This is a genomic window from Alishewanella sp. BS5-314 (assembly GCF_025377695.1).
GTDB classification, from domain to species: Bacteria; Pseudomonadota; Gammaproteobacteria; order Enterobacterales; family Alteromonadaceae; genus Alishewanella; species Alishewanella aestuarii.
In genome coordinates, this window is sequence record NZ_JACEHJ010000002.1 from 1,447,327 (window position 1) to 1,462,484 (window position 15,158).

The window sequence follows — 15,158 nt, forward strand, 5'->3', positions numbered from 1 at the left end:
AACCCTAACCCTAACCTAAGTTGAAAAAGGAAACGTTATGAAACTGTCACACCTGGTTGCCTGTTCACTCTTTGCCGGCTCATTACTGTTTACTGCTCAGGCACACAACCACAAAGCAAAAGCCGACATTGTCGATACTGCTGTAGCTGCAGGTAGCTTCACTACGCTGGTCACTGCAGTGCAAGCGGCTGAGCTGGTTGATACCTTAAAAGGCAAAGGCCCTTTCACTGTGTTCGCCCCAAATGATGACGCCTTTGCCAAGATCCCGGCGGCTGATTTAAATGCGTTGGTGGCAGACAAAGCGGCGCTGACCAATGTTCTGACTTACCATGTGGTAGCCGGTAAAGTGATGGCCGCTGATGTGGTTAATCTGACATCCGCCAAGACCGTACAGGGGCAGGACCTTAACATTGAAGTGAAAGACGGCAATGTATTTGTTAACGGCGCCAAAGTTATCGCCACCGATATTGAGACCAGTAATGGTGTGATCCATGTGCTAGATACTGTGGTGTTACCATCTAACTAATTCTGCATCCTCTACCGCCGGGCTAACCGGCGGTACTTCACAGCTTTACCTCTGGTGACTGACCGGCTAAAGTGGGGTTTCATCCGTTAGACACCTGGCAAAAAAATGGACTTTAGTCACAACGCGACATCATCAGCCGGCCGTTGCTGCCGCCGTCATGAAAAACTTGGTTTATGGTTGTACCAACAAAGCATGGCTGCCGAAGCCTACTGGTATGGCCTGCGCCGCAGGCAAGCTGATATTGGCGAGCTAACCATCGACTATTACTGGCATGCCAACCCCGGTAAACCAACACTGGTATTGCTACATGGCTTTAGCGCCGATAAAAGTATCTGGCTGCGTTTTGCCCGTCAGCTGCGGCGTCACTATCAGTTACTGATCCCAGACTTACCTGGTCATGGTGAAACCCCCTTTGCCGCTGATGCCGATCATAGTATGCCAAGGCAAGCGGAGCGACTGGCATTATTACTGGCGACGCTGCACCTGCCGCAGGTGCATCTGATTGGTAATTCGATGGGCGGTTTCTTAGCCACCGTCTTTGCCAGCCGCTATCCGGAGCAGGTGCTCTCCCTGGCACTTCAGGATCCCGCCGGGCTTAGCTCTGCTACGCCAAGTCAGTTAGAGCAGCAGGTACGCCAGGGCTTAAACCCGTTTTTACAGCTGGATTTTGCCGACTTTAAGCGATTTTACGCCCTATCGATGGCCCGGCCACCCTATATTCCACAGCTAATGCTAAAAGGCATTGCCTGGCGCTACCAACGACAACGGGCATTACTTGCTGCTATCTTTGCTGATTTTTTCGATGCCCGCTTAACAGCGGCAGAGCTGGCGCAGATTAAAGTACCGGTTTTATTATGTTGGGGCGAAGAAGACCAACTGATCGATATCAGTGCTGCAGCACTTTGGCAGCAACAGCTACCGCAACTCCAACTGCAGGTTTTTGCCGGTATTGGTCATTTACCGATGCTGGAGATCCCAAAGCAAAGTGCTACCGTCTATCGCCACTTTTTACGACAGTGCTAACCGTCATTAGTCACAACAACTGCTTTGTGGAGCTGAAGCCGAGGGCAAACCGAGGCAACACTCATCATATAAAAATGCTAACAAGGTCTCGACGTTGTTAAAGAGCAAACTGCAATATAAGGTGCGGCCATCCCGGCGTTGTGCCATTAAACCGACTTTGGTCATCCGGCTTAAATGATGTGACAGCGTTGAATTTGGAATATCCAAAGCCTGCTGGATCTCGCCAACCGCGACGCCCTGATGACCAGCACGCACCAAAATCCGAAAAATGCCTAATCGGGTTGGATGCCCCAATTCTGCCAACTGTGCTGCAGCCTGCTCCAATTCCAAACTCATCTTTACTCCAGGTCCTGAGTTGCTAACAGCGCTAGTGTAACGCCCTCCCGAAATAATTTCCACAAACTTGGAAATATCATTTGACACTTCCATGTTTATCGAAATATTATATTTCCATAATCACGGAAATATCTGTGTGTGCTAACTAACCTGTGGAGGTTTTATGTCAGATGCGTTTTATGCCAGTGTGCAATTTTTTATCGGTACCCTTAGCGAGCTGCTGATACTCTTTGTCTTGATTAGTATGCTGGTGTACCAGCTGCAGGATCGCTTTCCGGCACAGCGGATCCAGGCCTTATTGGCCGGTGGCAAAGGTTACTTTACTGCCGCAGCCCTGGGCGCTATTACACCCTTTTGTAGCTGCTCCACTCTGCCGATGTTAGTTGGTATGCTGCGTGCCAATGCAGCCTTTGGCCCGGTGATGACCTTCTTACTGACCTCTCCGTTGCTTAATCCAATCCTGGTTGCCCTGCTGTTTTCCGTGTTTGGCGCCAAGCTCACTCTGCTATACGCAACGGGCGTGCTTAGCATTGCGATCTTGTCTGGCCTGCTGTTATCACAACTGGGCTTTTCCCGTTACGTTAGGCTACCTGCAGCAGAGCAGTCTTGCTGTAATAGCTCCCAGGCCACAGTAGCGGTAAAGTATTGGTCATGGCAGTACTGGAGCCGCTTATGGCTGCGGGCAGTTAAAGACACCCGCAGCTTTCTGCCACATTTAATGCTTGGTGTACTGGCGGGTGCGGTGATCCATGGCTATGTACCAGCCGAATTCTTTGCCAGTTTAAGTGGTAGCAATAGCCTGTACCTGATCCCGCTGGCCGCTGTGATTGGCATTCCGCTGTATGTTCGCGCCAGTTCGATGATCCCGCTGGCACTAAGCTTAGTGGGTAAAGGCATGAGCTATGGCAGCGTTATGGCGCTGACAATCGGCGGTGCCGGTGCCAGTTTGCCCGAACTGATTATCCTGAAAAAGATCTTTCAATGGCCGCTGCTGTTGGCATTTATTGGTGTGGTGCTTGTTACTGCCTGCAGCACCGGTATTGCCATTGATCTGCTGTTACCGGTAAGGAGTTTGTGATGGCACAGTCGCTGCGAACAATCGCCACACCTCAGCAACTGGCTACTACACTACAACCTTTGCTGATTAACGCCCGCTTGGGTTTGCAACAGGCCAAGGGTTTTGTACCAGCGCCGGTTTCACTGACGCCCTGGCAACTCAGTAGCTCGCAGTGGCAACAGGCAAGGACAGCGGCTACGCTACTCGGACGTTTGCTGGAAAGGATCGCTGGTGATCCCTATTGGTTACTGCAACAAACCCGGGCACTTCAAGACTCGGCATCAGTGCCAGGCGAGATCTGGCGAACCTTGTCTGCGATAGAGCCGGCTCGCTTAACCAGCCAGAATCTCAACTTAAGCCGGCACGATTTGCTGTTAACTGCAGGCGGATGGCGTTGGGTCGAATCTAATCCGATTGCCGCCGGTATGGGCCCCCTTAGTGCACGCTATCAACAACTATTGGCGCCCTTATTGCCACTGCCTTATGTCGATAATCCGGCATTGGCCGCTCAAGCGAAGCTGTTAGCAGAAGCCGCTCTTGCCAATGCTGCCGGACAGCCCGCGTTATTGGTTATGGTCATCGCGGAACAGGAGCAAAATATCTTTGATCAGCAATTGCTCACTGAAGCCGTCCGCCAGCACGGCGTGGCGACCGAACGGCTGACCCTAAACCAGTTACAACAAGGCCAGGTGCGGGTAGACAAAGGTTTCTATCTGACAGATGGACGGCGGGTAAGCTTATTGTACTGGCGCACCGGCTATAACCCACTGCCACAGGCAGCTGATTACTGGGCATTTCGGACGAGTCTTGAGCACACGAATCTGCTGCAATGCCCTAATCTGGCAGGACAGTTAAGCGGCAGCAAATGGTTACAGCATCAACTGGGACTCTTGCTGCAGCAGCCTAGCGGGCGGCAACAGCTCGCTCAGCGCTTTGGACTTAGCCCGGCACAATTGCAGCTGCTGCAACAACTCATCGTGCCCAGCTTTGCCGTTGCCGACTTAACAGCGGAGGCAGTCCGCGCCAAACTAGCCGCCGGCTACTGGTACAAGACTCAACAAGAAGGCGGTGGCAATGTGGCACGCTACGCGCAAGGCTGGCAACGCTATCAGCACTATGACAGCGCCGATCTGCTGATGGCGCCGATTAATGCTAACATTCGCCGTGAAAATGTCTTTAGCCTAAAACATGGCGAACTGCTGCAGAATAACAGCGCTGGTCAAATCAGCGAGTTGGGTATTTTTACTCTGGGCTCGGCCGCCAGCTATGGCGGATATCTTTGTCGTAGCAAAGCTAGCAGCAGCCTGGAGGGTGGGATCAGTCATGGTGCTGCGACTTTGGATTTGATTAGCCTGAAACCTTGTTGTTGCTCAGGCTTTGCCTGAGCAACAAGATCAGGATTTTACATCTTCCAGTTGTTTCTGCTTATGCTCCCAGCGGCGCTTGGCAAAGCGGCGCATATTGGGGATATCGTCGGTCTCATCCATAATCGGCTGGCCGATAATGGCTTCGATCACATCTTCCATGGTCACCAAGCCCATCCAGCTACCGTATTCATCGTATACCAAAGCCAGATGCTGGCGCTCGCGGATCAACTGCGACATCAGTTGTTCCACACTGAGTTTATCCGGAATAATTTTTACCGGCTTCATAATATCAGCTGCGGTTTGCCCCTCTGCAAACTCCAACATATCGTAACGAAACACGATACCCAAAGGCGATTCGTCATCATCCAGTACCGGATAACGTGAATACTGATCTTTCTTAACCCGTTCCAGCAGTTCAGCCAGCGGCTCATCCGGCTTAGCATACTCACAAACGGTGCGGGGCGTCATAATGTCCCGCACTTTAATCTCATGCAGATCCAGAATATTGCCAATCACCCGCTGTTCATCTTCGTCGAGTTTATTCAGCTCACGGCCTAAAATCGTCAGGGCTTTTATCTCCTGACGTAAATCATGATCGTGCTGGCCGCCACCGAATAGCTTCATAATTTGATCTGACATCCAGATAAAGGGCTTTAGCAGCAATATCATGGTGTTCAACATGGCAGGCAATACCGGCACCAGACTTGGCCAGTAGCGTGCACCAATGGTTTTAGGCAGAATTTCTGACAAGACCAAAATCAGTAGGGTCATCACAGCGGACGCAATACCCAGATAACCGTCGCCAAAGACGATAGTCACCTGTGCACCGACACCGGTAGCACCCACGGTATGGGCCACAGTGTTCAGGGTCAGAATAGCCGCCAGCGGCTGGTCAATTTTCTCTTTCAGCTGTTTTAATTTTTCGTAGCGCTTAGGCTGCACCAGCTTTTGCTGGGCGATATAGCTGGGGGTGATAGATAACAGGGCAGCTTCCAAAATGGAGCAGACAAAAGATACCGCAATGGATAACACCACAAAAGCGATTAATAAACTCATACAGGTTGGTTACAACACTCCTTTTTGCCTCGACCCGCGCAGTATATCAGTGCGAAACACAAAAGCGAGGAGGTTTTTCGGATTTTTCCACGCTTTTTATTCACTCATCTCACTCAGCTTCGCAACAATTCCCGACGTTTTAATACCGATACCAGCAGCGCAGGCAGGAAGGTTAAGCTAATCAGCGTCGAAAAGATCAGGCCGCATAACACGATAATACCCACACCGCGGTACAATTCGGTGCCCTCGCCTGGCAGCAATACCAGAGGCGCCAGACCAAACACCGTGGTTGTGGTTGACATTAAAATCGGCTTTAAGCGGGTCGCCACCGCTTGCAGCACCGCCTCGGTAACAGACACGCCGGGGAGCTGCAAATTATGCCGGCTTTGATCGACAATCAGGATCGGGTTATTCACCACTGTACCCAGCAGGATCAGGAAGCCCAGCATGGTAATCATATCAAAAGGTTGATAAAAACCGCCCAGGCCGATAGTTGAGAGCAGACCGCTGATGCCATTAATCCCCACCAGACCGACCAAAGCCCCCGCTAATCCGAGTGGCACAGTCGCCAGGATAAATAGCGGATAGCCCCAGTGGCTGAAAATTGCCACCAGCAGTAAATAAATCAGCACCACGGCAATCAGGAAATTACTGCTTAATGCGGCTTTGGTTTCATCCAGTTGATCCGAAGCACCGGAGATATCCAGCATCACGCCGGGCGCGATAGCCCCTTGCCGCTGTAACGCCGGCACTAACTGTTGCCGCACCCTGTCCACTGCGGTTTCTAACGCCACCGAGCGTGGCGGGATAATATACAGCGTCACCGTACGACGGCCATCTACCCGACGCAGCGTATCGCTATCCGCCACTTCAACCAGTTCCGCCAGGCTACTCAGTGGCAACACTGCCCCCGAAGGTGTCAACACCGGCGTTTGCGCCAGTTGCGCCAGACTTTGCCTGGCGCCGGCCTGACTAAATAAAAAGATATCGACCTTATCATCGGCTAAAAAGAACTCATCGACAAAGGCGCCGTCACTCAGCGCCGACACCGCGTAGCCAAAGTCGGCGGCACTAAAATCCAGCTCAGCCAGGCGCTGCCAGTTAGGCCGGATTTCTATCAGTGGCTGATCCAGTGACAACGAAGCCGGTTCAGAGTTAAGTTGTGGCCGGTCAAATAACTCAGCGGCGGCAACATAGGCAGCATCGGCCGTAGCATACAAGCTGGCCAGATCCGGCCCGGAAATATCCAGTGCGACCGCCCGGGTACCACCGTCATTGCTACTGATAATCGACCCACGTGATGAAAACGCCCGCATCCCCGGATACTGGCGGAATAATGCCGTCATCGCATCCATCATCGGCGTAATATCCTGCGGCCGCACCGGCTCACTTAACACCCGGATCCGGCCGACTGAGACACTTAATGAGTAGTACTTCAGCGGCGGCATCGCCGTATCGCCCCGATCAAAGGCTGTCGGATCGGCATTAACCTGAGCGGTTAATAGTGTTTTCAGCTCTGCTGCGATCTGTGCCATTTCCGATAAGTTATAACCGGGCGGCGCAATCATTGACGAAAAGGCTTTCGGCTCCTCACCCTCAGGTAAATATTCTGCCGGTGGCAAAAATATCCAGGCCGCACCCAGTGTCAGAATGACCGTCAGGCTCAGCACTAACCGCCGGGCCAGCGTTGAATACAATAATTTCGCCACCAGCGGCAGAATCACGCCTGTTACTACTGGCGAGCCTGTAACCCCCTCCGGAGCGGTGTTAACACCATTGCCACGAAACCCTAAACGGGCAATCGCCGGCGGTACCACAAAGACCGCCACCAGCATAGAAGCAGTAATCGCCGCCGCGATAGCAATGGCGATATCCGAATACAGCTGACCGGCTTCCTGCTCAATAAACAGAATTGGCATAAAAACCAGCACGGTAGTCAAAGTGGATGCCAGCACCGCCGGCCAGACATCACGCACGCCACGGATCGCGGCCTCAATCCGGTCCAGACCACGCTGTTTCGCCTGCTCGATACTCTCCAGCACCACGATGGTGTTATCCAGCGTCATACCAATAGCAAAGGCAATACCGGCCAGTGAAATCACGTTAATGGTGCGGCCAAAGGCGAGCAAACCAATAAAGGCGGCAATAGTACAGATTGGCACGCCAATCACGCCAACCAGGGTTGCGCTGCCCGAGCGTAAAAACAGATACATCACCCCGGTAGCCAGCGCGGCCCCCAGCGCCAGGTTAACCCAAACATTGCGAATAGAGTCTTCGACATAGCGCACATCATCGCTGATTAGCATCAGTTGCAAACCATTGCTTGCCAGCATATCGCGGTTAATCTGTGCCACGACCTGCAACATCGCCTCTTTGATGGCAATCACATTTGAGCCGGGTTCGCGCCGCACCGACAAGCCGAGAGTTTGCTCACCATCGGCAAACGACAACTCCCGCACTTCAAAGTGATCCAGCACCAAAGTCGCCACATCTTTCAGACGTACCTGATTATCGCCCTGCTGTGTCAGGATCAGATTTTCTAGCTCAGACAGTTGTTCAAAACGCCCGACTACCCGCAACAAATAGCGCCTTTTACCGCTATCAATATCCCCCGCTGAGCTGTCACGGTTGCGGGCACGGATCGTATCGCGCACCTGGGTTAAACTAATGCCACGCTGCGCCAGTCGCGCCGGATCGACCAAGACCTGGATTTGCCGCTCGGCCCCCCCACTTACCCCGACTTCCGATACCCCGGGCACGCGCTCCATCTGCGGCCGGACAAAATCCTCCGCATAATCGCGCAGCATATCCATATCAAGGTTCAGTGGATTACCGGCCAGTGGCATTAGTCGGAAGTACATAAAGGCGTTATTGGAAAAAGAACTGCTGAACAGCCGCGGCTGATCGACATTCTCCGGATAGGACGAAACCTGACTTAACGCATTGCTGACCCGGATCAGCGCTTCATTAACATCGACGCCAAACGGGAATTCCAGCTCAATTTGCGCCGAGCCGGTACTGGCGCGTGACACCATGCGTTTCAGATTTGGCAGGGTGCGTAAATACCGCTCCTGCTCAATCAGGATCTCTTTTTCGACATCCTGCGGCGTCGCCCCGGGCCAACCGGTTACCACACTGATAGTGCGTACTTCCAGATCAGGGATCATTTGCACCGGTATACGCAGCGCTGCCACTATCCCCAGTACACACACCATTAATACGGCTACCGTCAGGATGGTACCGCGACGAATACCTGCATCCAGCATCAGTTTGCTCCCTGACGATTGGCGCCAGCTGGCGTAGGATTCAGGATCCGTACCTGCTGGCCAGCGCGCAAGGTCTCATTACCCCGCACCACCACCGGTAAACCGGCAGGTAAGCCTGATAAGATTTCCACACCGCGCTCACTGCTGCGGCCAAGCTGCACATTAAAGCGTTCAGCCTGATTGTTGCGGATCGCAAAAACGCTGAAGTTACCATCCGGATGACGTAACAGTGCATCGGGTGGCACCACCAGCACCTGGCTGTCTTCACGTTCAAAATATAAGGTCGCCCGGGCTGAGGTGCCGGGTAGTAACGGAGTATCGGCAGTGGTGACCTCAAGGCGGGCCAGAAAACTACGGGCATTGCTGTCGCCCACCGGCACTGTGGCCAGTAACCGGCCGCTCAGCACCTGCTGCGGCGCCAGATCCGAGCGCACCTCGATGCGGCGCAAATTAGCAAGATTGGCAAAATATTCTTGCGGCACCTGAATATCCAGTAACAACGGCGATAAACTGACCAGCTGAAACACCGGTGCGCCTAATGCTAACCACTCGCCCAGATCAGTATCGCGCCGTGCGATCACACCGGCAAAAGGTGCGGTTAACGTATGCCGGTTGATAATTTCCCGTTGCTGCGCTAACCGGGCATTGGCTTGTTGCAGCAAGGCTTCGGCCTCGGCTAATTGGGCGCGCCGAATTGCCAGCTCGGTTTGCGGAAACAGTTGTTGCGTGGTTAGTTGTTCCGCTTCAGCCACCAGCCGTTGCCGCTCGGCTAGCATAACCCGGGCCGCATTAACCGCGGCAAGCTGTTGTGCCAATTCATGCTCAGCCAGCGCCGGATCTAACTTTAACAGCGGCTGCCCGGCTTTGACCTCGGTGCCGGCGTCCACCAGCAATTCAGCCACCAGGCCGGCGGTGCGGCTCGACAACTGGGCATTTTGCTGCGCTGTCAGGCTGCCGCTTAACTGCAGCTGCTCGGCGAGCCCTTGTTGTTGCGGTTGTGCAACCTGCACCGGCACCGCTTCATCGGCAACAGCCGGTACCACTAAGCCGGTTATCGTTAGCGCCAGCCAATACAGATAGATGCCACGGCTAATCATGCTGCCATTTCCTTTTAATTTTTTGATTATAAGCGTGTTATTTGCAGTATGAACCAAGTTAGCCATCAGATCACGGTAAACGACAGGGCGTCGTCAGCCAGCGATAGATTGTGTCAGTAAAATGGCCATGCTAAAGTAATCGTCTTATCGCTTATCACCGGGTTAGTTAATGCTTCGCCAGGCGTTGGTTTGTCTGTTATTGCTAAGCTTATTTGTTCAGCTGTCTGGACGACACTGGCTATTGCATAACGATAACGCCGATATCGCCGTTGAGCATCAACATCAGACCAGCGCGGCTTTATCCTGGCATGACCTGCTGCATTTTCTTGGTAAGGCGCACCTGCACCACGCTGATGCCCAGCAAATTAGCCTGGAAAACTCTGCCGAAGCCCGCTGGCATGTGTTTGCCGATCTCTGTCACAGCGCGCAATTACTGTGGCAAACAGTGCCCGAGGTAGCGCTTGATTTGCGTCCGGATCTGGTACTGATCACCTTCTCCGGCTGGTGGCCGCGTTCACCGCAAAACCTGCTATGGCGGCCTCCCCGCCCCTGACTCTGCTGATTAAATTTTTTTCTTCACTGTATTTAGCAGAGGATTTGTTATGTTTAGCTTTAAACTACAGCAGCTGACTGTCGGCTTGCTGTTAAGCGTGCTGCTCGCTGTTTTGCCAGCGTTAGCCGCACCCGGGGCACATGGCCCCAATGGAGAACACCTTACCGGGCCCGTCGTCGCTAACACTCAGCTGGCGCCGCGTTTTGAAACTTTCAGTGAGCAGTTTGAACTGCTGGCCGAACTCTACGACGATCGCCTGGTGCTACATTTGCACCACTATGCCAGCAATCAGCCCGTCGCTGATGCCAGCCTGGAGCTGGAAAGCGCCGGGCTAACCGCTCAGGCCCGCTACAACAGCACTGCCGCTTACTATGAAATAACCGAACCGGCACTGTTACAGCTGCTACAGCAACCGCAGCAGCATGAGCTGGTAGTGACCGTTTTGACCGCGGAACACGCTGATCTGCTGCTGGCCAGTTTTCAGCTATCCCAAACAGCCACCCCGCATGCCTCTGAGCATGATCATCAACATGAGCATGACCATCATAAACATAGCCACTATGCTAGCTGGTTAGCCGCCCTGGTTCTGCTGGCGCTGGCCGCTGGCAGCGGTTACTGGTTTGGTCTAACCCGTGCGGCGCGGAGGTTATAATGCAGAGGCGTAATCGATTTTATCTCAGCATGCTGTTCGCAGCAGGGCTGCAGGCCGCCGCTGCCTGTGCCGCCCCGGGGGCGCATGGCCCTGATGGCGAGCATTTAACCACTTCGCCCGAACCCCATTCGCCACTGGGCCGTCAGGCGGATGGCAGTGTAGTGTTACCGATGGCACAGCAACGCTTGTTCGAGATCCGCACTCAGTTGGGGGTTAGCAGCACCGCCTCGCCAACCCGGCAACTGCATGCCGTAGTGCAAAGCCATCCGGCTGGCCGGGGCCTGGTGCAAGCCAATAGTGCCGGCCGTTTAGCGCCGCCGGCAAATGGCCTGCCCGTTGCCGGCCAGCGCGTTCAGGCCGGGCAAATTCTTGGCTACTTATATTACCAGGATACGGCTTACGAGCAGGCCAGCCAGTTGGCAGAGCTAACTGCGCTGCGCCTCAGTGCCAGCCAGACCGAGCGTGACGTGAAACGTCTGCAGCAGTTGTCCGATTTAGTGGCGCAACAACAGCTGGAACAGCTGCAGTTGCAGCTGAACAGCCTGCGACAACAAATCCGGCAGTTAGAAGGTGGCCTGGAGCAACCAGAAGTGCTTAGCGCCCCGCTAAGTGGCATTATTCAGCCGCATCAACTGAGTAGCGGCCAATGGCTGGCTGCCGGGCAACCGCTGTTTGAAATCCTTGATCCGGCTCTGTTACTGCTGGATGCCCGCACTACTGAGCCCGCATTGCTCAATCAAATCGGGCACGCCTATCTGCAGGGCTGGCCGCAAGCGACGCTGGAATATATCGGCAGCACCGGGCAGTACCAGCAGGGTAGCCTCAGTTTGCAGTTTAAGCTAACCCGGGCGCCACTGGCTGTCGGCCAACCCGTGACGCTGGTCGTAGCGCAAGCCGGGCAGCTCAGTGGTATTCGCCTGCCCGCCAGCGCTGTGGTCAGCAGCAGTCAGAATCTGCCGCAGGTTTGGATCAAACTGAGTGCCGAGCGCTTTTTACCGCAAATTGTGCGTTATATGCCGCTGAATGACACAGAGGTGCTGATTACCGCCGGTTTGGGAGCGGACAATCGCGTGGTGGTACAAGGTGCCAACCTGCTGAATCAGATCCGCTAAGCGGGAGGAACCATGTTTGACATTATTGTACGCCGCAGCCTGGAGCAGCGGCTGTTGGTGCTGCTGGCTGCCCTGCTGCTATTAATTTACGGCCTGTTCAGCGCCAAATCGCTGCCGGTCGATGTCTTTCCGGATCTGAATAAGCCGGTTATCACTATCCTGACGGAAGCCGGTGGTATGGCACCGGAAGAAGTGGAACAGCTGGTCAGTTTTCCACTGGAAAACCTGCTGAGCGGTGTTACCGGCGTCAGCCGGATCCGTTCCACCTCCGGTATCGGACTTTCGCTGTTATATGTCGAATTTGACTGGGATACCGATATCTACCGTAACCGGCAACTGGTGGCGGAGCGCCTGACCCTGGCACAGCAACAACTGCCGCGACAGCTTACGCCGGTCATGGGGCCGGTATCCTCTATTATGGGCGAGATCATGTTGCTGGCATTGCCGCTTAAAGCCGGCGTAGCAGAAGGCCCAATGCAGGCCCGCGAGTATGCCGACTTTGTGCTGCGCCCGCGCCTGCAGGCTATTCCGGGTGTATCTCAGGTGATCCCGATTGGTAGCGAAGTGCGTCAGTACCGGGTGATGCCGGATCTGCCGAAAATGGCGGCTGCCGGCGTCAGCTTAGCCGATCTCAAAGCAGCGCTGCAGGGCTTTGCCCGTAATGCCGGCGGCGGTTTTCTGGAGTTAAATCAACGCGAATATCTGTTACGCCATCAGGCACTGACCACTGAGCTCTCAGATCTGCAATTACTGGCTGTCGGCTGGCATGCCGGTCAACCCATCTTGTTACAGCAACTGGCAGAGGTCAGCTATGCCGCCGCGGTAAAACGTGGTGATGCCGGCTTTAATGGCCAAAGCGCCGTGATCCTCAGCATTCAAAAGCAACCTGATGCCGATACCGTTGCGGTAACCGCCGCCATCGAGCAGGCACTGACCGGGCTACAAAGTGGTTTACCTGCCGGACTGGCAGCGCCACAAGTGCTGTTCCGCCAGGCAGACTTTATCAGTGCCGCGGTGCGTAATGTCACCGAAGCGCTGCGTGATGCCGCCATTATGGTGCTGATCGTGTTATTTGTGTTTTTACTGTCCAGCCGCACCACCTTTATTTCACTGCTGGCGATCCCGCTGTCTTTTGCCATTACCATCCTGGTATTCCGTTGGTTCGGCATGACCATCAACGTAATGACGCTTGGCGGTCTGGCCATCGCTGTCGGTGAACTGGTCGATGATGCGGTGGTCGGGGTTGAAAATACGCTGCGCCGGCTGAAACAGCGAGCCGCAGACAGTAAAGAAGCGGTATTAGACGTGATCTGGCGCGCCAGCATGGAGGTACGCTCCGGTATTCTGTACGCCACGCTGATCGTGGTGCTGGTGTTCCTGCCGCTGTTTGCGCTGCCGGGTATTGAAGGCCGGTTATTTAGCCCGCTGGGTGTAGCCTATATTGTCGCCATCCTGGCTTCGATGTTGGTCTCCATCACCGTTACACCTGTCCTTTGCTATTACCTGCTACCGGGCCGGCCAGAACTGCAGCGCCAGGATAGCTGGCTGATCCAGCAACTGAAACAGTGGCAGCAGCGTTGGCTACGTTGGGCCTTTGCGCGCGCGAAAGGCCTGCTAGCCGTGACCGCTGGCGCGGTACTGATTGCCCTGGCGTCTCTGACACAGATGCCAAGAGCATTTTTACCCGCCTTTAACGAAGGCTCCCTGGTGCTGGGGGTAATATATCAGCCCGGCACTGCCTTGTCGGAAGCTAACCGGCTGGGCTTACTGGCCGAGCGCTTGCTATTAGAAATCCCCGAGGTCAGCCAGGTTGGCCGCCGTACCGGTCGCGCAGAGCTGGATGAACATGCCGAAGGCGTGCATTCCAGTGAAATCGATATCGACTTAACGCCTTCCACCCGCAGTCGCGACGCCGTACTCGCAGAGATCCGGGATAAGCTCGCTGTGCTGCCGGCCCAGGTTGCGATCGGCCAACCGATATCCCACCGCCTGGATCACCTATTATCCGGTGTCCGGGCGCAGCTGGCGGTGAAAATCTTTGGTGATGATTTAGCCGAGCTGCGCCTGACGGCTGAGCAACTGCGACAACGTCTGGCTGAGATCCCTGGGCTGGTTGATATTAACGTGGAACAGCAGGTGCTGATCCCGCAACTGTCGGTACAACTTAACCAGCGCAGCGCCGCCCAACACGGCTTAACGCCCGGGGCGGCGATCGAGCAGCTACAACTACTGACTGACGGTGAGGTCGTAGCGGAAATTATCGACGGAGTAAGACGTTTTGATGTAGTACTACGCCTGGCAGACACTGAACGTAGCCCGGAAGCGCTGCGCCGGGCGTTGCTGGATACCCCTGCCGGCCCGGTGCCGCTGGCGGCAGTGGCAGAAGTCAGTGCCAGTGACGGCCCGAATCAGATCCTGCGGGAAAATGGCCGCCGTCGGATTGTGGTGTACGCCAACGCCGACAGCACTGATGTTAAAACCTTACTGGCCGAGATCCGGCAACAAGTGGCTAGCCTCAGCCTGCCCACAGGCAGCTTTATCAGCCTCGAAGGTCAGTTTTTAGCGCAGGAGCAATCCATGCAGCTGGTGGCGGTTTTAGCCTTAGTCTCCTTCCTGCTGATTGCACTCGTTTTGTATCTGCGCTATCAGTCCTGGATCTTGGCTGCCATCGTGTTTTGCACCATGCCAATGGCACTGCTGGGTAGTGTACTGGGGATTTGGCTAAGCGGCTTATCGCTGTCCGTGGCCTCGGTTGTTGGCTTTATTACGCTTACCGGCATCGCGGCACGCAACGCTATTCTGAAGATCAGTCACTATATTTACCTGTGTCGGCATGAACAGCAGCATTTTAGTCAGGAAATGATTATCCGGGGTTCCGCCGAGCGTTTAGCGCCCGTCATAATGACGTCGCTGGTAACGGCTTTTGCGTTATTGCCACTGCTGTTATCGGCCGGAGCTCCCGGCAAGGAAATTCTGTATCCGGTGGCCGTGGTAATTTTCAGCGGCTTACTCAGCTCTACGCTGCTGGATATTTTACTGACCCCCCTGCTTTACTGGCTGTATGGCCGGTCAGCAACCGAACAACTGTTACAACAGCAAACAGAGGTATAACT

12 protein-coding genes are annotated in these 15,158 nt (G+C 54.5%); 8 read left to right on the forward strand and 4 right to left on the reverse strand.

Translation table 11 applies throughout. From position 1 onward, the window contains the following. Window positions 1-37: 37 nt before the first annotated feature. Window positions 38-526, forward strand: coding sequence for a fasciclin domain-containing protein (locus H1D31_RS11120; RefSeq protein WP_261258581.1), 489 nt, complete (start codon window positions 38-40; stop codon window positions 524-526). A 105-nt stretch (window positions 527-631) separates the two neighbouring features. Then, window positions 632-1,549, forward strand: a complete 918-nt coding sequence (locus tag H1D31_RS11125) for an alpha/beta fold hydrolase (protein WP_261258584.1) — start codon at window positions 632-634, stop codon at window positions 1,547-1,549. Window positions 1,550-1,555: 6 nt separating this feature from the next. On the opposite strand, the gene H1D31_RS11130 is transcribed toward H1D31_RS11125, so the two are convergent. Continuing rightward, window positions 1,556-1,885: an ArsR/SmtB family transcription factor gene (locus H1D31_RS11130; protein ID WP_261258586.1), complete on the reverse strand. Its 330-nt coding sequence runs from the start codon at window positions 1,883-1,885 to the stop codon at window positions 1,556-1,558. A gap of 163 nt (window positions 1,886-2,048) precedes the next feature. Here H1D31_RS11130 and H1D31_RS11135 point away from each other — a divergent pair, with 163 nt between their 5' ends. Both H1D31_RS11135 and H1D31_RS11140 read left to right on the forward strand, forming a co-directional pair. Beyond that, complete coding sequence (locus H1D31_RS11135) at window positions 2,049-2,963, forward strand: permease (RefSeq protein WP_261258588.1); 915 nt, start codon at window positions 2,049-2,051, stop codon at window positions 2,961-2,963. Next, window positions 2,963-4,327 carry a glutathione synthase gene (locus H1D31_RS11140; RefSeq protein WP_261258590.1) on the forward strand — a complete coding sequence of 455 codons (1,365 nt, stop codon included), beginning with the start codon at window positions 2,963-2,965 and terminating at the stop codon, window positions 4,325-4,327. Before H1D31_RS11135 ends, H1D31_RS11140 begins: the two co-directional genes overlap by 1 nt. 9 nt (window positions 4,328-4,336) lie before the next feature. On the opposite strand, the gene H1D31_RS11145 is transcribed toward H1D31_RS11140, so the two are convergent. From H1D31_RS11145 to H1D31_RS11155, 3 genes are all read right to left on the reverse strand, one after another. After that, window positions 4,337-5,365, reverse strand: coding sequence for a CNNM domain-containing protein (locus tag H1D31_RS11145; protein WP_261258592.1), 1,029 nt, complete (start codon window positions 5,363-5,365; stop codon window positions 4,337-4,339). Between the two features lie 113 nt (window positions 5,366-5,478). Beyond that, complete coding sequence (locus H1D31_RS11150) at window positions 5,479-8,631, reverse strand: efflux RND transporter permease subunit (RefSeq protein WP_261258594.1); 3,153 nt, start codon at window positions 8,629-8,631, stop codon at window positions 5,479-5,481. Then, the gene (locus H1D31_RS11155; protein ID WP_008607737.1) at window positions 8,631-9,728 is read right to left on the reverse strand and encodes an efflux RND transporter periplasmic adaptor subunit; all 1,098 of its coding nucleotides are present in this window, start codon (window positions 9,726-9,728) and stop codon (window positions 8,631-8,633) included. The genes H1D31_RS11150 and H1D31_RS11155 overlap by 1 nt, the downstream gene beginning before the upstream one ends. A 169-nt stretch (window positions 9,729-9,897) precedes the next feature. On the opposite strand from H1D31_RS11155, the gene H1D31_RS11160 reads away from it, so the two are divergent. From H1D31_RS11160 to H1D31_RS11175, 4 genes are read left to right on the forward strand one after another with little or no spacing between them, the layout of a single operon-like run. Then, window positions 9,898-10,281, forward strand: coding sequence for a hypothetical protein (locus H1D31_RS11160; protein WP_008607736.1), 384 nt, complete (start codon window positions 9,898-9,900; stop codon window positions 10,279-10,281). Between the two features lie 49 nt (window positions 10,282-10,330). Continuing rightward, window positions 10,331-10,933: a hypothetical protein gene (locus H1D31_RS11165; RefSeq protein ID WP_008607735.1), complete on the forward strand. Its 603-nt coding sequence runs from the start codon at window positions 10,331-10,333 to the stop codon at window positions 10,931-10,933. Further along, entirely contained in the window at window positions 10,933-12,045 is a 1,113-nt protein-coding gene (locus H1D31_RS11170; RefSeq protein ID WP_008607734.1) for an efflux RND transporter periplasmic adaptor subunit, read from the forward strand. Before H1D31_RS11165 ends, H1D31_RS11170 begins: the two co-directional genes overlap by 1 nt. 12 nt (window positions 12,046-12,057) lie before the next feature. After that, on the forward strand, window positions 12,058-15,156 hold the full coding sequence (locus H1D31_RS11175) for an efflux RND transporter permease subunit (protein ID WP_261258598.1): 3,099 nt from the start codon (window positions 12,058-12,060) through the stop codon (window positions 15,154-15,156). The last annotated feature ends 2 nt before the right edge of the window (window positions 15,157-15,158 follow it).